The sequence below is a fragment of the Streptomyces sp. NBC_01244 genome (assembly GCF_035987325.1).
Taxonomy (GTDB): Bacteria; Actinomycetota; Actinomycetes; order Streptomycetales; family Streptomycetaceae; genus Streptomyces.
Genome location: NZ_CP108488.1, coordinates 4,295,076 through 4,318,449, shown reverse-complemented (window position 1 = coordinate 4,318,449; position 23,374 = coordinate 4,295,076). Strand labels below are relative to the sequence as shown.

Annotated in this window: 19 protein-coding genes; 13 read left to right on the top strand and 6 right to left on the bottom strand. The window is 73.8% G+C overall.

The features are described 5' to 3' along the window. The first annotated feature begins 65 nt into the window (after positions 1-65). From OG247_RS19240 to OG247_RS19210, 7 genes are all read left to right on the top strand, one after another. The gene (locus tag OG247_RS19240) at positions 66-881 is read left to right on the top strand and encodes a TIGR03084 family metal-binding protein (protein ID WP_327253419.1); all 816 of its coding nucleotides are present in this window, start codon (positions 66-68) and stop codon (positions 879-881) included. Continuing rightward, positions 878-3,346 (top strand): acyclic terpene utilization AtuA family protein, encoded by a 2,469-nt coding sequence (locus OG247_RS19235; protein WP_327253418.1) that lies wholly within the window; start codon positions 878-880, stop codon positions 3,344-3,346. Before OG247_RS19240 ends, OG247_RS19235 begins: the two co-directional genes overlap by 4 nt. Continuing rightward, a complete protein-coding gene (locus OG247_RS19230; RefSeq protein WP_327253417.1) occupies positions 3,343-4,941 on the top strand; it encodes an acyl-CoA carboxylase subunit beta in 1,599 nt (532 codons plus the stop codon). The genes OG247_RS19235 and OG247_RS19230 overlap by 4 nt, the downstream gene beginning before the upstream one ends. Before the next feature lie 8 nt (positions 4,942-4,949). Then, complete coding sequence (locus tag OG247_RS19225; RefSeq protein WP_327253416.1) at positions 4,950-6,896, top strand: acetyl/propionyl/methylcrotonyl-CoA carboxylase subunit alpha; 1,947 nt, start codon at positions 4,950-4,952, stop codon at positions 6,894-6,896. Beyond that, positions 6,893-8,068 (top strand): acyl-CoA dehydrogenase family protein, encoded by a 1,176-nt coding sequence (locus OG247_RS19220; protein ID WP_327253415.1) that lies wholly within the window; start codon positions 6,893-6,895, stop codon positions 8,066-8,068. Before OG247_RS19225 ends, OG247_RS19220 begins: the two co-directional genes overlap by 4 nt. 451 nt (positions 8,069-8,519) lie before the next feature. Next, positions 8,520-9,263, top strand: coding sequence for an enoyl-CoA hydratase family protein (locus tag OG247_RS19215; RefSeq protein WP_327253414.1), 744 nt, complete (start codon positions 8,520-8,522; stop codon positions 9,261-9,263). Beyond that, a complete protein-coding gene (locus tag OG247_RS19210) occupies positions 9,251-9,853 on the top strand; it encodes a TetR/AcrR family transcriptional regulator (protein WP_327253413.1) in 603 nt (200 codons plus the stop codon). The genes OG247_RS19215 and OG247_RS19210 overlap by 13 nt, the downstream gene beginning before the upstream one ends. A 113-nt stretch (positions 9,854-9,966) precedes the next feature. Here the strand turns inward: OG247_RS19210 and OG247_RS19205 are convergent, their stop codons facing one another. Next, positions 9,967-11,100 carry a citrate synthase 2 gene (locus tag OG247_RS19205; RefSeq protein WP_327253412.1) on the bottom strand — a complete coding sequence of 378 codons (1,134 nt, stop codon included), beginning with the start codon at positions 11,098-11,100 and terminating at the stop codon, positions 9,967-9,969. A 237-nt stretch (positions 11,101-11,337) separates the two neighbouring features. Between OG247_RS19205 and pdxH the strand changes: the two genes are divergently transcribed. Next, positions 11,338-11,961 (top strand): pyridoxamine 5'-phosphate oxidase, encoded by a 624-nt coding sequence (gene pdxH, locus OG247_RS19200; RefSeq protein WP_327257540.1) that lies wholly within the window; start codon positions 11,338-11,340, stop codon positions 11,959-11,961. Positions 11,962-12,278: 317 nt separating this feature from the next. Here the strand turns inward: pdxH and OG247_RS19195 are convergent, their stop codons facing one another. Then, complete coding sequence (locus OG247_RS19195; RefSeq protein WP_327253411.1) at positions 12,279-12,701, bottom strand: hypothetical protein; 423 nt, start codon at positions 12,699-12,701, stop codon at positions 12,279-12,281. Further along, positions 12,698-12,976, bottom strand: a complete 279-nt coding sequence (locus tag OG247_RS19190; protein ID WP_327253410.1) for a CopG family transcriptional regulator — start codon at positions 12,974-12,976, stop codon at positions 12,698-12,700. The genes OG247_RS19195 and OG247_RS19190 overlap by 4 nt, the downstream gene beginning before the upstream one ends. Before the next feature lie 221 nt (positions 12,977-13,197). On the opposite strand from OG247_RS19190, the gene OG247_RS19185 reads away from it, so the two are divergent. Further along, the gene (locus tag OG247_RS19185) at positions 13,198-14,454 is read left to right on the top strand and encodes a PAS domain-containing protein (protein WP_442813636.1); all 1,257 of its coding nucleotides are present in this window, start codon (positions 13,198-13,200) and stop codon (positions 14,452-14,454) included. A 26-nt stretch (positions 14,455-14,480) separates the two neighbouring features. Here the strand turns inward: OG247_RS19185 and OG247_RS19180 are convergent, their stop codons facing one another. Continuing rightward, positions 14,481-15,236 (bottom strand): SIS domain-containing protein, encoded by a 756-nt coding sequence (locus OG247_RS19180; RefSeq protein ID WP_327253408.1) that lies wholly within the window; start codon positions 15,234-15,236, stop codon positions 14,481-14,483. Positions 15,237-15,504: 268 nt separating this feature from the next. Here OG247_RS19180 and OG247_RS19175 point away from each other — a divergent pair, with 268 nt between their 5' ends. Continuing rightward, positions 15,505-16,197 (top strand): metal-dependent transcriptional regulator, encoded by a 693-nt coding sequence (locus OG247_RS19175; protein ID WP_266907595.1) that lies wholly within the window; start codon positions 15,505-15,507, stop codon positions 16,195-16,197. 363 nt (positions 16,198-16,560) lie between these two features. Beyond that, positions 16,561-17,475 (top strand): alpha/beta fold hydrolase, encoded by a 915-nt coding sequence (locus tag OG247_RS19170; RefSeq protein ID WP_327253407.1) that lies wholly within the window; start codon positions 16,561-16,563, stop codon positions 17,473-17,475. Between the two features lie 425 nt (positions 17,476-17,900). Here the strand turns inward: OG247_RS19170 and OG247_RS19165 are convergent, their stop codons facing one another. Both OG247_RS19165 and OG247_RS19160 read right to left on the bottom strand, forming a co-directional pair. After that, positions 17,901-18,284, bottom strand: a complete 384-nt coding sequence (locus tag OG247_RS19165) for a hypothetical protein (RefSeq protein ID WP_327253406.1) — start codon at positions 18,282-18,284, stop codon at positions 17,901-17,903. Next, positions 18,281-21,502 carry a BTAD domain-containing putative transcriptional regulator gene (locus OG247_RS19160; protein WP_327253405.1) on the bottom strand — a complete coding sequence of 1,074 codons (3,222 nt, stop codon included), beginning with the start codon at positions 21,500-21,502 and terminating at the stop codon, positions 18,281-18,283. Before OG247_RS19160 ends, OG247_RS19165 begins: the two co-directional genes overlap by 4 nt. A 177-nt stretch (positions 21,503-21,679) precedes the next feature. Here OG247_RS19160 and OG247_RS19155 point away from each other — a divergent pair, with 177 nt between their 5' ends. Beyond that, entirely contained in the window at positions 21,680-22,804 is a 1,125-nt protein-coding gene (locus OG247_RS19155; RefSeq protein ID WP_327253404.1) for an NADP-dependent oxidoreductase, read from the top strand. Next, positions 22,801-23,367: an NAD(P)H oxidoreductase gene (locus OG247_RS19150; protein WP_327253403.1), complete on the top strand. Its 567-nt coding sequence runs from the start codon at positions 22,801-22,803 to the stop codon at positions 23,365-23,367. Before OG247_RS19155 ends, OG247_RS19150 begins: the two co-directional genes overlap by 4 nt. The last annotated feature ends 7 nt before the right edge of the window (positions 23,368-23,374 follow it).

The window sequence follows — 23,374 nt, the reverse complement described above, 5'->3', positions numbered from 1 at the left end:
GCACGCTTGATTGTTTTCGTGCGGGCTGCCACGCTTCCCCTCACGCCGAGAAGGGGAGCGCACCCGTGCCCGATCCGTCCGCTGTCGAGAACGTCTTCGCCGTCTTCGCCGATCTCCGCGAGGAGGGACGGGAACTCGACGCCCTGGTCCGGGAGTTGCCCGCCCCCGACTGGGCGAAGGCCACGCCCGCGCCCGGCTGGAGCGTCGCCCACCAGATCGCCCACCTGCACTGGACCGACCGGGCCTCGCTGCTCGCCGTCACCGACGCCACCGCCTTCGCGGGGCTGGTCGAGGAGGCCCTGAAGGCGCCCGACTCCTTCGTCGACGCGGGCGCCGAGGAGGGTGCCGCACTGGCCCCCGACGAACTGCTCTCCCGTTGGCGGGCCGGCCGCGCCGCACTCGACGAGGCCCTCGCCGCGGCCTCGCCCGACGCCAAGTTCCCCTGGTACGGGCCGCCGATGAAGGCCGCCTCGATGGCGAGCGCCCGCCTGATGGAGACCTGGGCGCACGGCCAGGACGTCGCCGACGCGCTCGGGGTGCGCCGCGTACCGACGGCCCGGCTGCGGCACGTGGCGCGGATCGGGGTGCGGGCGCGCGATTACGCCTACGCGGTACGGGGACTGCCGGCGCCGGCCGGGGAGTTCCGGGTGGAGCTGACGGCTCCGGGAGCCCGCGCCGAGGTGTGGACGTACGGCCCCGAGGACGCGCCGCAGCGCGTCACCGGCCCGGCGCTCGACTTCTGCCTGCTGGTGACCCAGCGCGCCCATCGCGCCGACCTGTCCCTGACGGCGTCCGGCCCCGACGCCGACCGCTGGCTCGACATCGCCCAGGCCTTCGCCGGCCCCGCGGGGCCGGGGCGCGCGCCGGAGGCCTCCCGGTGACCCGGCGCCCCCTGCTGATCGGCAACGCGTCGGGCTTCTACGGAGACCGCTTCGACGCCCTGCGCGAGATGCTGACGGACGGCCCCCTCGACGTACTGACCGGGGACTACCTCGCCGAGCTGACCATGCTGATCCTCGGCCGAGACCGGCTGAAGAACCCGGAACTCGGCTACGCCAAAACCTTCCTGCGCCAGCTGGAGGAGTGCCTCGGCCTCGCCCACGAGCGGGGCGTACGGATCGTCGTGAACGCGGGCGGCCTGAACCCGGCGGGACTCGCCGGAGCGGTACGCGCGCTGGCCGCGAAGCTGTCCGTCCCCGTCTCGGTCGCGCACGTGGAGGGCGACGACCTGAAGTCGTACCCGCCGTCGGACCCGCTGCCGTCCGGGGAGGGCGCGCTCACCGCGACCGCCTATCTAGGCGGCGTCGGGATCACGGCCTGCCTGCGGGCGGGCGCGGACGTGGTGGTGACCGGCCGGGTCACCGACGCCGCCCTGGTGAGCGGGCCCGCGGCATGGTGGTTCGACTGGGCGCCGGACGACCACGACCGGCTGGCCGGGGCGGTGGTGGCGGGCCACGTACTGGAGTGCGGCACCCAGGCCACCGGCGGCAACTACGCCTTCTTCACCCGCCACGACGTGTCCCGGCCGGGGTTCCCGCTGGCGGAGATCGCGCAGGACGGGTCGTCGGTCATCACGAAGCACCCGGGCACGGGCGGAGTCGTCTCCGTCGGAACGGTCACGGCGCAACTCCTCTACGAAACCCAGGGAGTCCGCTACCTCGGCCCCGACGTGACGGCCCGCCTGGACACGGTCCGGCTGACCCAGGCCGGCCCCGACCGGGTGGCGGTCTCGGGCACCCGCGGGGAAGCCCCGCCCGGCACCCTCAAAGTGGGCGTGACCCGCATCGGCGGCTGGCGCAACGAAATCGTCTTCGTCCTGACGGGCCTGGACGTCGACGCGAAGGCGGCGCTGGTGCGGGAGCAGCTGGCCGTGCTGCTCGCGCCGGTGGAGTCGGTCTCTTGGACGCTGTCCCGTACGGACCACGCGGACGCGGAGACGGAGGAGACCGCGAGCGCGCTGCTCCGCCTGGTCGTCCGCGACCCGTCCCCCGACCGGGTGGGCCGCGCGCTGACCTCGGCGGCCATCGAGCTTGCCCTGTCCAGCTATCCGGGCTTCCACGTCACGGCCCCGCCGTCCCCGGCCCAGCCGTACGGAGTCTTCGACTCGACCACGGTCCCCTCGGGCGAGGTCCCCCACACGGCAGTCCTCGCGGACGGCACCCGCCTGTCGGTGCGCGCGGACCCTGACCCTGCGGGGCGTGTCCCCTCCCCGCCCTTCCCCCGTTCCCCGGGCTCCGCCCAGACCCGCGCCTCAAACACCGGCGGGGCTGAAGGATCGCCTCAAACGCCGGCGGGGCTGGATTTCCCCGGAGGCGCCGGAAGCCCGGTCCCGTCCGCACCTTCAGCCCCGCCGGCGTTTGAGGCGCGGGGGCCCGGGGGCGGAGCCCTCGAAGGGCTCGGGGCGCAGCCCCGACCCGGGGGTCCGGGGGCGCAGCCCCCGGTTTCGGGAAGGGGCCCTGCGGGGGAGAGCCCCGCAGGGCCCACCGCCCCGAAGCCGCAGCCTTCTGCCGCCCGCGAGCCGCAGTCTGAAGCCGCCTCGGAGCCGCAGCCTCCTTCCGCCCGCGAGCCGCAGCTTGCGGCCGCCTCGGAGCCGCAGCCTTCTGCCATCCGCGAGCCGCAGCTTGCGGCCGCCTCGGAGCCGCAGCCTTCTGCCGCCCGCGAGCCGCAGTCTGAAGCCGCCCCCCAGCCTCGGCCTCCCGCCACCCCCGACCCGGCGGGGCCCACCACCCCCACCCGCCGGGTGCCGCTCGGCACCATCGTCGGGGCCCGCAGCGGAGACAAGGGCGGGGACGCCAACGTCGGGGTGTGGGCCGAGACCGGCCCCGCCTGGGAGTGGCTGCGCACCACTCTCACCGTGGAAGCCTTCAAGGCGCTGCTTCCCGAAACGGCCCCACTGGGAGTGACCCGCGCCGAGCTCCCGAACCTCCGGTCCCTCAACTTCACCGTCACCCGGATCCTCGGCGACGGCGTAGCCTCCGGCCACCGCTTCGACCCCCAGGCCAAGGCCCTCGGCGAATGGCTCCGCTCCCGCCACGTGGACATCCCCACAGCCCTGCTGCACCCACCTGCCGAGCCCCCCGCCGTGCTGCCGCAACCCCCTGCGGAGCCCCGGGCAGCGGTGCCGCAGCCACCTGCGGAGCCGTCCGCAGCGGTGCTGCACCCGCCCGCGGAGCCCCCGGCAGCGGTGCCGCACCCGCCCGCGGAGCCCCGGGCAGCGCTGCCGCACCCGCCCGCGGAGCCCCCGGCAGCGGTGCCGCACCCACCTGCGGAGCCGTCCGCGGAGCCGTCCGCGGAGCCGTCCGCGGAGCCCCCCGTACCCACCACCGCCCCGGAGGGGACCCCGTGACCCGCCTCAAGAGCGCCGTCGACCCGCTCGCCCCCGAGCACGCGCAGGCCCGTACCGCCGCCCTGGAACGGCTCGCCGAGCTCGATGCCGCGCACGCCACCGCCCTCGCCGGCGGCGGCGAGAAGTACACCGCCCGCCACAAGACCCGCGGCAAGCTGCTCGCCCGCGAGCGCGTCGAGCTGCTCCTCGACCCGGACACCCCCTTCCTGGAGCTGTCCCCGCTCGCCGCCTGGGGCAGCGACTATCCGGTCGGGGCCTCCATGGTCACCGGCATCGGCACCGTCGAGGGTGTCGAATGCCTGGTCACCGCCAACGACCCCACCGTCCGCGGCGGCGCCTCCAACCCCTGGACGCTCAAAAAGGCGCTCCGCGCCAACGAGATCGCCCGGCAGAACAGACTGCCCTGCATCAGCCTCGTCGAGTCCGGCGGCGCCGATCTCCCCTCCCAGAAGGAGATCTTCATCCCGGGCGGAGCCATCTTCCGCGACCTCACCCGGCTCTCGGCCGACGGCGTCCCCACCATCGCCGTCGTCTTCGGCAACTCCACCGCCGGGGGCGCGTACATCCCCGGCATGTCCGATCACACCATCATGATCAAGGACCGCTCCAAGGTGTTCCTGGGCGGCCCGCCGCTGGTCAAGATGGCCACCGGCGAGGAGAGCGACGACGAGTCCCTCGGCGGAGCCGACATGCACGCCCGGACCTCCGGCCTCGCCGACTACTACGCCCTCGACGAGCACGACGCCATCCGCCAGGCCCGCCGCGTCGTCGCCCGCCTCAACCACCGCAAGGCCCGGCCCGATCCGGCACGCGCCGAAGAACCCCTCCACGACCCGGAGGAACTCCTCGGCATCGTCCCCGCCGACCTCAAAACCCCCTTCGACCCCCGCGAGGTCATCGCCCGCATCGTCGACGCCTCCGACTTCGACGAGTTCAAGCCCCTCTACGGCACCAGCCTGGTCACCGGCTGGGCGAGCCTGCACGGCTACCCGGTCGGCATCCTCGCCAACGCCCAAGGAGTGCTGTTCAGCGCGGAATCGCAGAAGGCGGCCCAGTTCATCCAGCTCGCCAACCAGCGCGACATCCCGCTCCTCTTCCTCCACAACACCACCGGCTACATGGTCGGCAAGGAGTACGAGCAGGGCGGCATCATCAAGCACGGCTCGATGATGATCAACGCGGTCTCGAACTCGAAGGTCCCCCACCTCTCCGTCCTCATCGGCGCCAGCTACGGCGCCGGCCACTACGGCATGTGCGGCCGCGCCTACGAGCCCCGCTTCCTCTTCGCCTGGCCCAGCGCCAAGTCCGCCGTCATGGGCCCCGCCCAGCTCGCCGGGGTGCTCTCGATCGTCTCCCGGCAGTCGGCCGCGGCGAAGGGCCAGCCCTACGACGAAGAGGCCGACGCCGGCATGCGCGCCTTCGTGGAGGCGCAGATCGAGTCCGAGTCCCTGCCGATGTTCCTGTCCGGACGGCTGTACGACGACGGGGTCATCGACCCGCGCGACACCCGCACCATCCTCGGCCTGTGCCTGTCGGCCGTCCACAACGCCCCCGTCGAGGGCGCCCGTGGCGGCTTCGGCGTCTTCCGGATGTGAGCCCCCACATGACCACGACCCCGCACACCACACTGACCTCCCTCCTCGTCGCCAACCGCGGCGAGATCGCCGTCCGTGTCTTCCGCACGGCCCGCGCGCTGGGCCTGGCCACCGTCGCCGTCCACTCCGACCCCGACGCCGACGCCCTGCACGTCCGCACGGCCGACGCGGCCGTACGGCTGCCCGGCGCGGCCCCCGCCGACACCTACCTGCGCGGCGACCTGGTCATCGGGGCCGCCCTCGCGGCGGGCGCCGACGCCGTCCACCCCGGCTACGGGTTCCTCTCCGAGAACGCCGACTTCGCCCGAGCCGTCCGCGCCGCCGGGCTCACCTGGGTCGGCCCGCCGCCCGAGGCCATGGAGGCCATGGCCTCCAAAACCCGGGCCAAGGAGCTGATGCGCGCCGCCGGGGTCCCGCTGCTCGACCCCGTCGACCCGCACGCCGCCACCACCGCCGACCTCCCGCTGCTCCTCAAGGCCGCGGCAGGCGGCGGCGGCCGCGGGATGCGGGTGGTCCGGGACCTCGACTCCCTCAAGGAATCCCTCGAAGCCGCCTCCGCCGAGGCCCTGTCCGCCTTCGGCGACGGAGAGGTCTTCGCCGAGCCCTACGTGGAGCGCGGACGCCACGTCGAGGTGCAGATCCTCGCCGACTCCCACGGCACCGTCTGGGCGCTCGGCACCCGCGACTGCTCCCTCCAGCGACGCCACCAGAAGGTCATCGAGGAAGCCCCCGCGCCCGGCCTCCCCGAGGCCCTGCGCACCACCCTCCACGAGGCCGCCGTGGCAGCCGCCCGCGCAGTCTCCTACGAGGGCGCGGGCACGGTGGAGTTCCTCGTCACCGCGGACGGCCGCCCGTACTTCCTGGAGATGAACACCCGCCTCCAGGTGGAACACCCGGTCACCGAAGCGGTCTTCGGGATCGACCTCGTCGCCCTGCAACTGCGGATCGCCGAGGGCGCCGCCCTGCCCCTGGACCCGCCCACCCCCGGTGGACACGCCGTCGAGGCCCGCCTCTACGCCGAGGACCCGGCTCACGACTGGCGTCCCCAGACCGGCGTCCTGCACACCCTCGATGTCCCCTCCACGGTCCGCGTGGACACCGGCTTCACCGACGGGGACACCGTCTCCATCCACTACGACCCCATGCTCGCCAAGGTCGTCGCCCATGCCCCGACCCGCGCCGAGGCGGTCCGCGCCCTGGCCCACGCCCTCGCCGGGGCCCGGATCCACGGGCTGACCACCAACCGCGAGCTCCTCGTACGTTCCCTGCGGCACCCGGAGTTCGAGGCCGCCCGGCTCGACACCGGCTTCTACGAGCGCCATCTGCCCGCCCTCACCGAGGCGGCCCCGGACGACCCGGCCCCCGCGCTCTGCGCGCTCGCCGCCGCCCTCGCCGAGGCCGCCCCCGACCCGGACGCCCCCCTCGCCACCCGCCTCGGCGGCTGGCGCAACCTCCGCTCCCAGCCGCAGAGCCGCCGCTACACGGCCGCCGGGACCGCGTACGAAGTCCGCTACCACCCGTCCCGCAGCGGCCCCCCGGAGCTCCTCGACCACCCCGGTGTGCGCATCCTGTCCGCCGAGCGCCACCTGGTGACCCTCGAAGTGGACGGCGTACGGCGGCTGTTCCACGTGAAACATAAATCGAACACGGCGTACGTGGACTCCGCGCTCGGCGCCCACGCCCTGACCCCCGTCCCCCGGTTCGCGGACCCGCAGGACCGCACCGAACCGGGCTCCCTGCTCGCCCCCATGCCCGGCACCGTCGTCCGCGTCGCCGAGGGCCTCGCCCCCGGCAGCCCCGTCACCGCCGGGCAGCCCCTGCTCTGGCTGGAGGCCATGAAGATGGAGCACCGCATCCTCGCGCCCGCCTCCGGCACGCTCACCGCGCTCCACGCCGTCACCGGCCAACAGGTCGAATTCGGCGCCCTGCTCGCCGTAGTCCAGGAGGAAGCATGAGCTCCACCCCCGGCACCACGACGCTCGAAACCGAAGAACACCAGGCCCTGCGCGCGGCGGTCGCCGCCCTCGGCCGCAAGTACGGACGCGAGTACCTCGCCCGCATCGCCCGCGAGGGCGGCCACCCCGACGAACTGTGGGCGGACGCCGCCAAGCTGGGCTACCTCGGGGTCAACCTCCCCGAGGAGTACGGCGGCGGAGGCGGCGGCATCGCCGAACTCTCCATCGTCCTCGAGGAACTCGGAGCCGCGGGCTGCCCGCTCCTCATGATGGTCGTCTCGCCCGCCATCTGCGGCACGGTCATCGCCCGCTTCGGCACCGAGGCGCAGAAACAGGCCTGGCTCCCCGGGCTCGCCGACGGCACCCGCACCATGGCCTTCGGCATCACCGAACCCGACGCCGGCTCCAACTCCCACCGCATCACCACCACCGCCCGCCGCGACGGCGACGACTGGGTCCTCACCGGCCGCAAGGTCTTCATCTCCGGCGTGGACATCGCCGACGCCACCCTCATCGTGGGCCGCACGGAAGACGCCCGGACGGGCAGCCTCAAGCCCTGCCTGTTCATCGTCCCCCGCGAGACCCCCGGTTTCACGTACACCCCCATCGACATGGAACTCCAGGCGGCGGAGAAGCAGTTCGAGCTGGTCCTGGAAGACGTACGCCTCCCCTCCTCCGCCCTGGTCGGCGACGAGGACGCGGGCCTGCTCCAGCTCTTCGCGGGCCTCAACCCCGAGCGCGTCATGACCGCCGCCTTCGCCATCGGCATGGGCCGCTACGCCCTCGCCCGGGCCGTCGACTACGCGAAGACCCGCCAGGTCTGGAAGGCCCCCATCGGCGCCCACCAGGCCATAGCGCACCCCCTGGCAGCTGCCCACATCGACCTCGAACTGGCCCGCCTGATGATGCAGAAGGCGGCCCACCTCTACGACGCCGGCGACGACATGGGCGCGGGGGAGGCCGCGAACATGGCGAAGTACGCGGCGGGGGAGGCGTGCGTCCGGGCGGTGGACCAGTCCGTCCACACCCTGGGCGGCAACGGCCTCACCCGCGAGTACGGTCTCGCCGCGCTGATCGTCGCCTCCCGGGTGGCCCGGATCGCCCCGGTCAGCCGCGAGATGATCCTCAACTTCATCTCCCACCAGACCCTGGGCCTCCCCAAGTCCTACTGACCGGCCCCGGTTTCCGCTGCGCGGGGCGAGGAGTCCCCTACCCACCCTTCGCCCGTTCCCCGGAGCTCCGCCCCGGCCCCGTTCCCACGCGCGGCGCCGTGGCCGGGGACCAGCCCCCGGACCCCCAGGGGGTCCGGGCGCAGCCCGGCACCCTCGCTTTCAGCCGTCCGGCGTTTGAGGACCGGGGCCCGGGGCGGAGCCCCGAGGGGTCCGGGCGCAGCCCGGCACCCCTCCAGCCCGTCCGGCGCTTGAGGACCGGGCTCCGGGCAGCGCCCGGGGAACGGGCGAAGGGCGGGTAGGGGACCTCGCCCGCGCAGCGGCAAAAGGTCGCAGCGGGGACTTCGCCCCGCAAGGGGGACCCACCCGCAGCCCACCGGAGCCCGCCGCAGGCGACCCGCATACCCTCCCCGGAGGGGATCCCGACCGACCGACCACCCCCTCCGGAGGAGACATGCCCCCACTGGTCCACGCCGCGCGAACGCCCGGCCTCACGACCCTCACCCTCGACTCCCCGGCCAACCGCAACGCCCTCTCCGCCACCCTGGTCCAAGAACTCCGCACCGCCCTGGCCACCGCGGCCACCGAACGACCCACCCGGGCGGTGGTCCTCACCCACACCGGCACCACCTTCTGCGCCGGCGCCGACCTGAAGTTCCCCTGCGACCCGGCCGACTTCCTGGCCCTGCTCCGGGAGATCGCCGAACTCCCCAAGCCCGTCGTGGCCCGGGTCACGGGCCACGTCCGCGCGGGCGGCCTCGGGCTGCTCGGCGCCTGCGACATCGCCGCCGCCGGGCACGGGTCCACGTACGCCTTCACCGAGACCCACCTCGGCGTGGTCCCGGCCGTGATCTCCGCGCCACTGCTCCCGCGCCTGGACCCCCGCGCCGCGGCCCGCTACTTCCTCACCGCCGAGGTCTTCGGCGCCGCCGAAGCCACCCGCATCGGCCTGCTCACCCTCGACGCCCCGGACGCGGACGTCGACAAGGTGCTCGCCCCGGTCCTGGAAGGCCTCCTCAAGGCCGGCCCCGAGGCCCTGGCCGCGACGAAACGCCTGGTCACCGCCCCGGTACGGGCCGCCCTGGAGCGGGACGGGGCAGCCCTCACCGAGCTGTCCGCCCGGCACTTCGCCTCCGCCGAGGCCCGCGAGGGCATCAGCGCCCGCTTCGAACGACGGGAGCCGTCATGGCTGCGGTGACCGCGGACAGCGGGCCCAAGCAGGCCCGCAGCCGGGTCACCCGCCGCCACCTCCTGGAGGCGGCCGTCTCCTGCCTCGCCGAGCAGGGCTGGGCCGGATCCACCGTCGCCGTGGTCGCGGAGCGCGCCGGGGTCTCGCGCGGGGCGGCCCAGCACCACTTCCGCACCCGCGAGGAGCTGTTCACCGCGGCCGTCGAGTACATGGCCGAGGTGCGCTCGACCGCGCTGCTGGACCTGTTCCCGCGCGGCGGCACCGCCGCGGCCCGCGCCGACGTGGTCGGGGCGCTCATCGACCTGTACACCGGCCCGATGTTCCGCGCCGCCCTCCAGCTCTGGGTCGCGGCCTCCCACGAGGAGCAGCTGCGCCCCCGCGTGGCCGAGCTGGAGGCCCGCGTGGGCCGGGAGACCCACCGCATGGCCGTGGAGCTGCTGGGCGCGGACGAGTCCGTGCCGGGCGTACGGGAGACCGTGCAGGGCCTGCTCGACATGGCCCGCGGCCTGGGCCTGGCCAACGTCCTCACCGACGACACCGCCCGCCGGGCGCGGGTGGTCGCCCAGTGGGCCCGGATCCTGGACACGGAACTGGGCTGAGGCCCCCACCCCTTCTCCTCCCGGGGACGCGAAGGGCGCCGCACCCCCGAGGGGATGCGGCGCCCTTCGTCACGGCGGCGGCCCTGTGCGGGGGCAGCCGGCGGCCGGCGCGATCAGGTGGTGGAGGCGATATCCGTGATGTCTGTGATGTCCGTGATATCGGAGTAACCCTCGATCTCGCGCGGATTGCGCACGCCCGGACCGGTGTAGCGGGCGGAGGGACGGACCAGGCGGCCCGTGCGCTTCTGCTCCAGGATGTGCGCGGACCAGCCCGCGGTACGGGCACACGTGAACATCGAGGTGAACATGTGCGCCGGGACCTCCGCGAAGTCCAGCATGATCGCGGCCCAGAACTCCACGTTCGTCGCGAGCACCCGGTCGGGACGGCGCGCGTGCAGCTCCTCCAGGGCGGCCTTCTCCAGCGCGGCGGCCACCTCGTAGCGCGGGGCGTCCAGCTCCTTGGCCGTACGCCGCAGCACGCGGGCGCGCGGGTCCTCGGCGCGGTAGACGCGGTGACCGAAGCCCATCAGCCGCTCGCCCTTGTCCAGGGCCTTCCTCACGTACGCCACGGCGTCGCCGGTGCGCTCGATCTCCTCGATCATGCCGAGGACGCGCGAGGGCGCCCCGCCGTGCAGCGGCCCGGACATGGCGCCGACCGCGCCGGACAGCGCGGCCGCGACATCGGCACCCGTCGAGGCGATGACGCGCGCGGTGAAGGTCGAAGCGTTCATCCCGTGCTCGGCGGCCGAGGTCCAGTAGGCGTCGACGGCCTTGACGTGGCGCGGGTCGGGCTCGCCCCGCCAGCGGATCATGAACCGCTCGACCACGGACTCGGCCTTGTCGATCTCGCTCTGCGGGACCATCGGCCGTCCCTGGCCGCGCGCGGACTGGGCCACGTACGAGAGCGCCATCACGGCCGCCCGCGCCAGATCGTCCCGCGCGGTCTGCTCATCGATGTCGAGGAGCGGTTTCAGCCCCCACACGGGGGCGAGCATGGCGAGTGCGGACTGCACGTCGACCCGGATGTCACCGGAGTGCACCGGGATCGGGAAGGGCTCGGCGGCCGGCAGGCCGGGGTTGAAGGCACCGTCGACCAGCAGACCCCAGACGTTCCCGAAGGAGACGTGGCCCACGAGGTCTTCGATGTCGACACCCCGGTATCGCAGAGACCCGCCTTCCTTGTCGGGTTCGGCGATCTCCGTTTCGAACGCGACGACTCCCTCGAGACCGGGTACGAAGTCGGACATCAGGCGGCTCCTCAAATAGTGCGAACACGCGCGGCTCCCGGCGTGATTCGCGGTCCGGCGCGGTCATCCCCGTTGATGCCCGGCACGGCCGATGGTCATCCGTTCGGGACCGTCGGACCGGCCCCAAGATTTTGTACGTTCCGCTTGGCGCGGGGAAGCGTGACATACGGCACAGTCCAGGGCGCGCGGCTGCGGCAGGATGGCCGCGTGACCGATCAGCACCTTGACCCTGCCGACATGCGCAAGCAGTACCGCTCCCAGCTCGTCGACGAGGAAAGCCTCGCCGAGGAACCGATGGGCCAGTTCGCGCGCTGGTTCCGCGACGCTGCGGAGGCGAACGTCTTCGAACCCAACGCGATGGTCGTCGCAACCGCAACCCCGGACGGCCGCCCCAGCTCGCGCACGGTCCTGTTGAAGCAGTTCGACGAGCGCGGATTCGTCTTCTTCACGAACTACGACTCCCGCAAGGGCCGCGAACTGGCCGCCAACCCGTTCGTCTCCCTGCTCTTCCCCTGGCACCCCATCGCCCGCCAGGTCATCGTCACGGGCACGGCCTCCCGCATCGGCCGCGACGAGACGGCGGCGTACTTCCGCTCCCGCCCCCACGGTTCCCAGCTGGGCGCCTGGGCCAGCGAACAGTCCACGGTGATCGCCTCCCGCGCGGAACTGGACCGCCGCTACGCGGACCTGGAAGCCCGCTACCCCGAGGGCGAACAGGTTCCGGTCCCGCCGCAGTGGGGCGGCATCCGCGTGGTCCCCGACGCGGTGGAATTCTGGCAGGGCCACGAAAACCGCCTCCACGACCGCCTCCGCTACGTCCTGGAGGGCGGCACCTGGCGCGTGGAACGCCTCTGCCCGTAAGACTCCGCTCACACGCAGACGACCCGCGAGCTCGGGTTTCCCCCCTGCAGTGGGGGAAGCCGGCCGGACGTACCGGCGAGCTCGCGGGTCGGGTGACTGCTTGGGATTGGCGCCGGCGACTCCGCCGGGCACCGCACTGGGTGCGTGCGACAACGGGCGCTTTAGCCCGCAGCCACCTCACGCGTCCGGTTTCCGTACATTGCGGCAACCACCTCCCTTCTCGTGTGCGCCCACTTTAGGCACCCCCGCAGATCGCGCTCAACCGAATTTCGGGGGCGAATTCGCAGGCATGTCCTGGGCTCTCCGGAGCCGCCGTGTCATACCTTCTTGACGACGATCGAGTCCGGGACCAGCCGCTCCAGGTCGCCCACGTCCGAGGTGAAGACGGTGACCTGCCCCTTCTGCCGGCGCGCGATGACGGCGAGCACCGCGTCGATGGCGTACTTGTGGCCGTGCAGCTCGGTGTCCGCCAGCAGCCGGCGGGCCTGGCGGGCCTCGTCCTTCCCGACGTCGGCGACCTTCAGTCGGGAGAGGACCCAGTCCCAGCGCTGCTCGGTGGTCCTCCCGTCGTACGCCTCGACGAGCGTCATCGGAGACGTCACCACCTCGGCCCCGCCCCGGGAGGCGATGTCCAGCAGGGCGATCATCTTCCGGTCGCCACGCACGGCCAGGGACAGCGCTTCGCAGTCGAGCACGAAGACGCGCAGCGGTGGCTGCCCGCGCTCGCCGGTCCGCGTCACGCGGCCTCTCCGGCCTGGTGCCCTCCCGTAGCGCGGCGACGTTCGTGCTCTGCGTCGAGATCCTCCAGGTCCGCGAGCGCGGCCGTGTGTTCGTCCTCGGTGACCGGGCCGTGCTCCTCCTCCAGCCAGTCGACCAGTTCCCGCAACCGGTCCCGCTCGCGCTTGAACCGGAGCGCTTCGGCGACGTACGCCGACAGGCCCCGCTCCGCCGCTTCCGTGCGGATCTCGTCAAGGAGCTCTTCGGGGATCGTCACCGTGATCTTCTTGGTCGCCATACAAGAGACCATACTCCCGGTATCGCGGCCCCCACCAGGCCGACCGGCTGCCCGCGGTCTCGGACATACCGGGATGATTGCGGGAAGTGGGTGTGGGCTGCGTCACGTTCCAGTTCAATGACGTGACGTGCCGCACACGCGAACACCTGTAGGGGGCCCAGGTGCCTGCATCCGGACGTGATGAGACCGCCGACGATCTGCTCGCAGCGCTGTTGGACGGGATGGACGCGGCCTTGTGCGCGTTCGATGCCGATGGCGTGATCACCCACTGGAACCGCGAGGCCGAGCGGATTCTGGGGTGGTCGGCGATCGAGGCCGTGGGGCGCAAGGGGTTCGCGGGGTGGGCCGTGCGGCCCGCCGACGCGCAGGACGTGCAGGACAGACTCATGGCCGCGCAAGACGTGCCGGGGCGGCAGGTGCACGAGTTCGCGCTGCTGACCAAGGACGGCGGGCGGGTGCTCGTGCGGACGCAGTCCGCGGGGGTGCCGGGCGCCGACGGGAAGCCGGCCGGGGTGTACTGCGCCTTCAGCGAGGTGCACGCGCAGATCGACCTGGAGCGTTCCATCGCCTTGAGCGAGGCGCTGATGGAGGACGCCTCCTGGGGAGTCGTGCTCGTCGACGTGGACCTGCGCCCGGCCGTGGTCAACGCGCATGCCGCCCGGGCCTTCGGCTCCGGCCGCACCGTGCTGCTCGGGCGGCCGCTGGGGGAGCTGCTGGCGCAGGGGGTGGAGGAGCTGGAGGGGGCGCTGCAGCACGTACTGGCCGAAGGCGCGCCTCCGGCGCCGGCGGAGCTGTGGGTGTCCGTGCGCGGGCCCGAGGGCGTGCGGCGGCGGTGCTGGCGGTGCGGGTTCCTGCGCCTGGCGTCGCCGCTCGCGGAGGAACCCGTACCGCTCGGGGTCGCGCTGCTGTTCCAGGACGTCACCGAGGCCCGCCAGGCGCAGCTGGACACGGCGCAGCTGCGGTTCCGGTCCCATCAGCTGTATCGGGCCGGGCGGGCCGCCGCCGAGTGCGAGGACCCGGCCGAGGCGGCGGCCGTACGGCTGGAGTTCGCCCTGGCGGGCTTCGCCGAGCACGCGCTGGTGGACGTACTGGAGCCGCTACGGGACCCTGCGCCCGCGCGGCTGCTGCGCTGGGCGGCGTCCCCGCCCGGCCTGCCGGGGCTCCCCGAGCCCGGGGTGATCCCGGTGCGCTACGAGGCCGGTCACCCGGCGCTGCAGGCGCTGGACCGGGCCGGGTCGGTGCGGACGAGCGCGCCGCTCGGGCAGGCCGACGGGGCGTGGGCGGGTGCCCGGCGCTGGCCCGAGGGTGCGGCGCACGCCCTGTGCACGGTCCTGCGCAGCCGGGGCCGGAGCCTGGGGACGCTGACGTTCCTGCGGGGGCCGTCCCGGGCCGCCTTCGAGCGCGCGGACGCGGCGTACGCGGAGGAGGTGGCGGCCCGCGTCGCGGCGGATCTGGACCTGGACCTGGCGGGGCGCTGAGGCGCCCCGCGGGCGAAAGAGACGGCCTAGTGGCGGAAGAAGATGCGGTCGCCGTACTGCTGCATGACGCGGCCGTTCCACTCGTGGCCGCCGTCCACGTTGCCCGAGCGCAGGAGCGGCGGTTCGACCCCGCGGGCGACGAGCTCGCCGGCCGCGGCGGCCATGACCGCCTGCATGATCGCGCTGGTCACGACGGTGGAGGCGGGGGCGAAGGGGGCTTCGATGCCCTCGTGGGTGAGCTCGGCGTCGCCGACCGCGATCTTGCTGTCGAGGACGATGTCGCAGTGGTCCTTGAGGAAGGTGCCGGAGACGTGGCGGGACTTGGTGCCGGTCGCGTAGGCCACGGAGGTGACGCCGATGACCTTGAGGCCGATCGCGCGGGCGTTCATGGCCATCTCGACCGGCAGCGCGTTGCGTCCGGAGAGGGAGATGATCACGAGGACGTCGCCGTCACTGGCCGGGCTGCTGTCCAGGACCGCGCCGGCGAGCCCGTCGACGCGCTCCAGGGCGCTGCCGAGGGTGGCGGGCATGACGTCGATGCCGGCGGTGCCGGGGACGGCGAGGAAGTTCATCAGGGCGAGCCCGCCGGCCCGGTAGACCACGTCCTGGGCGGGGAGGGAGGAGTGCCCGGCGCCGAAGGCGAAGAGCTTGTTCCCGGCGGCCACGGCGTCCGCGATGACGGTTCCGGCCTCGTTGATGCGGGCGGACTCCTCGTCCCGTACCCGCTCCAGCAGACCGATCGCGGCGTCGAAGAACTGACCGGCCAGCTTGCTCTCGCTCATACGCCGATGGCCTTCCGGGGTGGGAGTGGGTGAGGTTGTCGTCCGTGTCCGCCGCTCACCGTGCGGTCTGGACCAAGGGCGTGTCAATACGAACTTCCATCCAAGGGGCGAAAGGCCCGGTGGGCGGCGTAATGAGAGGTGCCCGGAGGGGCTCGGGGGGCGTTTCCGGGCAGTCCGGAACGGCCCTTGACGTCCTACACGGGACGGTTGTCGGCGTGATGGGTCAGAATTGGGGGCAGGGCCAGCGCACGCAATCCGAGGGGCACGAATGTCCGGACTGATCGATACCACGGAGATGTACCTCCGCACCATCCTCGAACTGGAAGAGGAAGGTGTGGTCCCCATGCGCGCCCGTATCGCCGAGCGGCTCGATCAGAGCGGTCCGACGGTGAGCCAGACGGTGGCGCGGATGGAGCGCGACGGCCTGGTGGCCGTCGCCAGCGACCGGCACCTGGAGCTGACCGACGAGGGGCGCAAGCTGGCGACGCGCGTGATGCGCAAGCACCGCCTCGCCGAGTGTCTGCTCGTCGACGTCATCGGCCTGGAGTGGGAGCAGGTGCACGCCGAGGCCTGCCGCTGGGAGCACGTGATGAGCGAGGCGGTGGAGCGGCGGGTACTGGAGCTGCTGCGCCACCCGACCGAATCGCCGTACGGGAACCCGATCCCGGGGCTGGAGGAGCTGGGCGAGAAGGCCGAGGCCGATCCGTTCCTGGAGGAGGGCATGGTCAGCCTCTCCGAGCTGGACCCGGGCGTGGAGGGCAAGACCGTGGTGATCCGCCGGATCGGTGAGCCGATCCAGACGGACGCGCAGCTGATGTACACGCTGCGGCGGGCGGGCGTGCAGCCCGGCTCGGTGGTCAGCGTGACCGAGTCGCCCGGCGGTGTGCTGGTCGGCAGTGGGGGCGAGGCCGCGGAGCTGGATGCCGACATCGCGTCCCACGTGTTCGTGGCGAAGCGCTGACGGACGGAGGGGTTGGGGGGTCTTCGGCAGGCTGACGCACGGGCGTTCGATCGGGTCGCCAGTGCGAGCGAATCCGACTGGTGTCGGTCGGTGTGGACCGGTGAGGATCTGTATGGATGGTCCCGGCGCCTTTACGGCGCCGGGACCGGTCCTCCCCTGCTTGACCTGGAGCCCCGAGCTCTCAAGGTCATCCCTTCGGACCGTCTTCCCCGAGCGGCCCGCCTCCCTGTTGAAAGGATCTCCATCGGCAGCGGCGGTCAATCCTTGAGCAAGGTCACTCGAAAGAGCGGTGTTGTCGGCGAGAACCCCGTTTTCGAATACGGGTTCGATACTGTGGCCGGGAGCGAAGGGGGTGCATCTGCGGTGGTACGACGCCTCGATGTGACGGGGGCCGACGGCGTACGCCTGGCGGCCTGGGAGTTCTGCGCAGCGGCCGCGGAGTCTGAGCCGTCGACGCCGTCGACGCATCCGCCGCACTCGCCGTCGGGCGAGCCCGCGGCCCTCTTACTGCACGGCCTGATGGGCCGCGCCTTCCACTGGACGGGCACCGCACGCTGGCTCGGCGCGAGCCGCCGCGTCGTGGCCCTCGACCAGCGCGGCCACGGCCAGAGCGAGCGCCCGCCGACCGCCGGCCCCGGCAGCTCCGTCGCCTACGGGCGCGAGGCCTTCGTGGCCGACGCCGAGGCGGCCGTCGAGCAGCTCGGCCTCGCGCCGGTGACACTGATCGGCCATTCCATGGGCGCCCTCACCGCCTGGCAGCTCGCGGCCCGCCGCCCCGACCTCGTGGCGGCCCTCGTCATCTGCGACATGCGGGCGTCCGCGCTGGGGGAGGCCTCGCAGCAGGAGTGGGAGGAATGGTTCCGGCACTGGCCGCTGCCGTTCCCGACCCAGGACGCCGCACGGCGCTGGTTCGGCGAGGACGACCCGCGGGTGGAGCGCCCGGACCCCGGCCGGGGCGAGTTCTTCGCGGAGGTGATGCACGAGGCCGACGACGGCTGGCGCCCGCTGTTCTCGCGCCGCCAGATGCTGACCGCGCGGGAGACGTGGGTGCACGACGCGCACTGGGAGGAGCTCGCCCAGGTGCGCTGCCCGACGCTGGTCGTCCGCGGCCTGGACGGCGAGCTGGGCCGGGCCGAGGCCCAGGAAATGGTCCGCGTCCTGCCGGCCGGACAGTACGCGGAGATCCCGGACGCCGGCCACTACCTCCACTACGACCACCCGACGGCGTGGCGAGCCGCGGTGGAGCCGTTCCTGGAGGGCATCAAGGCATCGGCGTGAGGGCGGGGCGGGCGCGCCCCGTGGGACCCGGTGGGACTCGGTGGTCCGCCAGGTGGGGCGGCTGCGGGGCCGGGCCCCGTGCCCGTCGCCATCGCCCCTGCGGGCCCCTGAGGGCCTTACGGGGCCTGGCGGGGCCCCGGCCGGGCCGGTGGAGGGCTGCTGTTGGGCAGGGCCCTTGCTGGCGCCCTGCCGCCCCGTTGCTCCCGCGGGCCCGGTGGGGCCTTACGGGGCCCAGTGGGCCGGTGCGGGGCGGCTGTTGAGTACGCCGGCTTCCCTGCGCCCCTGCGGGGCCCGTGTGGGCCTTGGGGGTCCTGTCGGGAGCCATGTGGCAGCCGGAGGGCGACCGTTGGCAGAGAGCCGCCGGCGAATGGCCGCCACCAGTTGGGCGTCGGTGGTCACCCGGTCGGCCGGAGGGGTTCGCGCGCCTACGAGCGCAGCATTCGCAGCGTTGCGGTCAGCGTGACGGGTTCGTCGCTCCAGGAGCAGACTTCCGGCCGGGCCGGCCAACCGTTCCGAGCGAACGTCAGGACATCGGCGATGCGGTCCTCGGCCGTGTCGTACAGCTGGGCCTCGGCCGCCACCACGGTCCCGGCAGGCAGCGGAGCCACCGTCACCCCTTCCGTATCCAGGTCGAAGTACGTCGTGCCGTAGCCGCACGAGTAGCGCCCGGTCGCCCGGAGGCGCGGCACTTGCAGGCGGAGCGCACGGTGGACCGCGTCCTCCGCCCCCAGGGGGACCGCCAGCGCTTCGGCGACGTCGGAGGGCAGCGTCGGTGCCGCGCCGCCCGCTGTCGTGGAGCGGGTGGTCACGGGCCGTCCAGGAGGGCGAGTTGTTCCACCAGGGGGAGGGCTTCGCCCGTGGTGAAGGCGGTCGCGAAGGCCTCCGGGCCCAGGGCCGCGCGGGCCCGGGCCGTCGCCCGGTCGGTGTCGGTGCGTTCCGCCCGGGGGCGCGGGGTGCCCACCGAGGCGCGCAGGGCCGTCGCCGTGCCCAGCAGGGAGGCCGCCCGGGCAGGCGGGAGTATCCCCGCCAGGCCTTCGAGGGCCAGGGCGAGCGCTCGGGGGTCCCCCGAGCGGCGGGCCGCCGCGAGGCCTTCCCGGTGCAGGGACTCCGCCGCGGCCGGATCGGCCCGCAACTCCGCGACGTAGCCCAGCTCCGCGAGGACCAGCGCCGCTCCGGAGTCCACACCGAGACGCCGGTTCCAGTCGAGCCACGGCCGCAGCCACGCCTCGGCGCCGTCCAGGTCGCCGCCTCGCCGCGCGCCCAGGGCGAGCCCGATCGCCGCGAACTGCTCCGCCGGGCGGTGGCATTGCTCCTCCGCCAGCCGCAGGGCCCGTTCGTGCAGCGCGGCCGCCTGCGCCAGGTCGCCGGTCAGCAGCGCGATGCGGCCCTGCCGGGCCAGCCGGAAGGAGGCGTGCGTCCACAACTCCAGCTCCTGCGCGTCCCGTACGCCGTCCTCGTGCAGCCGTGCCGCGGCCTCGTAGTCCCCGGTCACCTCGGCGAGGATGCCGAGCTGCTCCGAGGTCTGCAACTGGCCCCAGCGGTCCCCGAGTTCGGTGAACACCGCGGCCGCCGCCTCCGCGTTGCGGCGCAGTTCCGCCAGGTCGCCGTCGTACATGGCCCGCGTCGAGAGGGTGAGCAGCGCGACCGCTTCGCCCCATCGGTCGCCGCTTTCGCGGAACCGGGCGGGGAGAGGGGTGACTTCGTCCTCCCTGACACCGGAGCCGAAACCGCACCGGGCGTAGGTCAGCAGCCACTGTCCCCGGAGGTCGGCGGCCGAGAAGTCGCCGCCCAGGTGGCTGTCGTCCCCGCCGAGCAGTGCGAAGGCGGCGTGCAGGGCCGTGGCCCCGGCCGCTCGGGTGGCCTCGGTGGCCTCCTGGATCCGGCCGCGCAGGAACCAGTACCAGGACTGCGCACCGACCAGCCGCAGCGCCAGCTCACCGGCCCCCGTGTGCTCCAGGGCGGCCCGGGCGTTGAGGCCCTCCCGGTCGAGCCGCCGCAGCCACTCGCCCTGCCCGGGCCCGTGCAGCCGCGCGGCCGCGCGCTCGGCGAACCCGGTGTAGTACTCCGCGTGCCGCTGCCGGGTCGCGCGCGTCTCCCCGGCGGCGTCGAGCCGCTCAAGCCCGTACGCCGCCACCGATTCCAGCAGCCGCAGCCGCGAGTCTCCGTATGCGGAGCCCCCGTACGCGGAGCCCCCGTACGCGGAGTCCCCGTACGCGGAGGCCACGAGCGAGCAGTCCACGAGCCGCGTGAGCAGATCGAGCACGTCGTCACGGGCGACCGGGTCACCCGAGCCGCCGCCCCGAGGGTCCTCGTCCGCGCACACCGCCTCGGCCGCTTCCACGGTGAATCCACCCGCGAACACCGACAGGCGGCGCAGGACCGTGGCCTCCGCCGGGGAGAGCAGCTCCCAGCTCCAGTCGATCGTCGCGCGCAGGGTGCGCTGGCGGGCCGGGGCGTCGCGACGGACCTGGTTGAGCAGGCGGAAGCGGTCGTGCAGGCGTTCCGCCAGTGCCTGCACCCCCAGGACCCGTACCCGCGTCGCGGCGAGTTCCAGCGCGAGCGGGATCCCGTCCAGCCTGCGGCAGATCAGGGCCACGGCCTCCGCGGTGGCGGGGCCGAGGGCGAAGCCGGGGGCGGCGGCGGCCGCGCGGGCCGCGAACAGTTCCACGGCCTGGGCCTGCGCGAGCGGGGCGACGGCCTCGATCACCTCGCCCGAGAGCGCGAGCGGCTCCTGGCTGGTGGCGAGGACGCGCAGGCCGGGGGCGCGGCGCAGGAGCCGTTCGGCGAGGGCCGCGGCGGCCGGGAGGAGGTGCTCGCAGTTGTCGAGTACGAGGAGTGCCGCGCGCCGCCGCAACGTCTCGGCGAGCCGTTCCTCGACGGAGCCGCCGCCCGCGTCGTCCTCGCGCATCCCGATCGCGGCGGCCACCGCCTCTGCGACCGACGTGCCCTGTGTGCCCGCGAGTTCCACGAACCACACCCCGTCGGGGTGGGCCTCCTCCAGCCGCGCCGCCGCGGCCAGCGCGAGCCGGGTCTTGCCGACGCCGCCGGGCCCGCACAGCGTCACCAGCCGGCCCGCCCCGAGCGCCGCGCACACCCGGGCGACGGCCTCCTCGCGGCCCACGAGGGAGCTGACGGGCGTGGGCAGGTTGCCGCCGCCCCCGTAGGCCCGGCCGTCCCCGTGGGCCCGGCCGTCCCCGTACGCCCGGCCGCCCCCGTACGCCCGGCCCCCCCGGGCCGACCGCTCCGGCGGGCCCGGCCGCGCGGTCGCGCCCAGCGCGGGGTCCTGGCGCAGGATGGCCTCGTACAGGGCCGCGAGTTCGGCTCCGGGGTCGATGCCGAGTTCCTCGGCGAAGAGCTCGCGCAGGTGCGCGTAGACGGCGAGGGCCTCGCTTTGGCGGCCGGCGCGGTACAGCGCCCGCATCTGGCTGCCGCGCAGCCGCTGGCGCAGCGGGTGGGCCGCGGCGGGGCCGGCCAACTCGTCCGCGAGCTGCTGGTGTTGGCCGAGTTCGAGGCGGGCCTCGGCCAGGTCTTCGTACGCGGTGATCCGCTGTTCCTCCAGCCGGGCGATCGCCGCCTGCGTGAAGCCGGCGTCCCGGAAGTCGGCGTAGGCCTCCCCCTGCCACAGCCCGAGCGCCCGCGTCAGCAGCTCCGCCCGGGCCCGCGGCTCCGCCTCCTTGCGCGCGGCCGCCGCCAGCTCGGTGAAACAGTCCGCGTCCACGGCCCGAGCCGGAGCGCGCAGGGCGTAGCCCGCCGGACCGTACGCGACGAGAGAGCGTGCGCCGTCCTCGGCCTTGGCGAGGGTCCGGCGGAGCTGGGAGACCTTGGTCTGGAGGGTGTTCCCCGGGTTGCCGGGCGCGGCGTCGCCCGCCTCGCCCCACAGGTCCTCGATCAGCCGGTCCACCGGCACGGGCCGGCCGTCGCGTACGAGGAGGGCCGCGAGCAGGGCCCGTACCTTCGCCTCGGGAACGGGTACGGGAGTCCCGTCATCCGTGCGGACGGTCAGTGGCCCCAGCACCTCGAAACGCATGCCGCAACGTTACTTCTTGCCCGTCAGAACGCTGTGAGCGGAGAAGACCCGGCGCAGTGGGCAACCCCGCCCCCGACCCCGTGCGTGACGCGTGCGCGGCCCGTGCGCGCCCCCGGACATGGTGTTCCCGTGACCCCGACCGAGCGGTCACGGGAACACACCGGAAGGAACGGTCACATGACCACGAACGCCACGAACACCGCGAACACCACGAGGACCTCTTCCCGCGAGATCCGCCTCGCCGCCCGCCCCGTGGGCGAGCCGGGCCCGCGCCACTTCGACCTGGTCGCCACCGAGGTTCCGGAGCCCGCCGAAGGCCAGATCCTGGTCCGCAACACCTGGATGTCCGTGGACCCGTACATGCGGGGCCGGATGGACGACGCCCCCTCCTACATCGCGCCCTTCGCCCTCGGTACGGCCCTCGAAGGCAGCGCGATCGGCGAGGTCGTCGCCTCCCGCTCCGCGGCGGTGCCGGTCGGGGCGACCGTCTCGCACTTCCTCGGCTGGCGGGAGTACGCGGTCCTCGACGCGGCCGCCGCCACCGTCGTGGATCCCGCGATCGGCTCGCAGTCCTCGTACCTCGGTCCGCTCGGCACCACGGGCCTGACGGCGTACGCGGCACTGACCCGCACCGCCCCGGTCAAGGAGGGCGACGTCGTCTTCGTCTCCGCCGCCGCCGGCGCGGTCGGCAGCGTCGCCGGGCAGCTGGCGCGGCGCCTGGGCGCCTCCCGGGTGATCGGCTCGGCCGGCGGCCCGCTGAAGACGAGGAAGCTGCTGGACCGCTTCGGCTACGACGCGGCCGTGGACCACCGCCAGGGCGACCTGGCCGGCCAGCTCGCCGAGGCGGCCCCCGAAGGCATCGACGTCTACCTCGACGCGGTAGGCGGCGACCACCTCCAGGCGGCCATCGGCGCGATGCGGCAGGGCGGGCGGATCGCCATGGTCGGCGCGATCAGCGGCTACAACGCCACCGCGCCGGCGGTGGGCCCCGACAACCTCTTCCGGGCCGCGGCCCGCGAGGTGACCCTGCGCGGGATGCTCGTCTCCAGCCACTTCGACCTGTTCCCGGAATGGATCGGCCGGGCGGCGGGATGGCTGGCGGACGGCAGCCTGCGCACGGAGGAGACCGTCGTCGACGGCATCGAGCACGCCCCGGAGGCCTTCCTCGGCATGATGCGCGGCGCGAACACCGGCAAGATGCTGGTCCGGCTCTCCCCGGAAGCCGCCGCCGCGAAGGCGTCCACGGCCACCACAGCCACCACGAGCACCACGAGCACCACGGCCACCACCGATGCCCGATGAGCGCCGCCCTGGTCGTCCTGGCCCACCCCCGCGGCGATTCCCTGACCGCCCAGCTCGCCCGCCGCGCCGTGGCCCGGCTGGAGGCCTCCGGCCACACGGTCGACGTACTCGATCTGCACGCCGAGGGCTTCGACCCCCGGATGGGCACCGAGGACGAGCCGGACTGGTCGGACCCCGACAAGGAGTACTCCGCCGAGACCCGGGCCCACATGGACCGGATCGCCGCCGCCGAGATCCTCGTCGTGGTCTTCCCGCTCTGGTGGTTCGGCCTCCCGGCCGTCCTGAAGGGCTGGATCGACCGGGTCTGGAACAACGGCTTCGCCTACGGCCGCAGCCACCCGCTCCTGAAGGGCAAGCGGATGGTGTGGATCCCGCTGGTGAGCTACCCGGAGGCGAAGTTCAAGGAGCTCGGCTGGGACGAGCCGGTGGACCGCCTCCTGCGCGTGGGCATCTCGCAGTACTGCGGCATCGAGGAGGCAGGCGTCCACTTCGTCTACGACTCCCTGAGCGCGGGCGAGTCGGCCCTGGCCGAAGCCGACGCCGCCCTGGCTCCACAGCTTTAGAACCGTG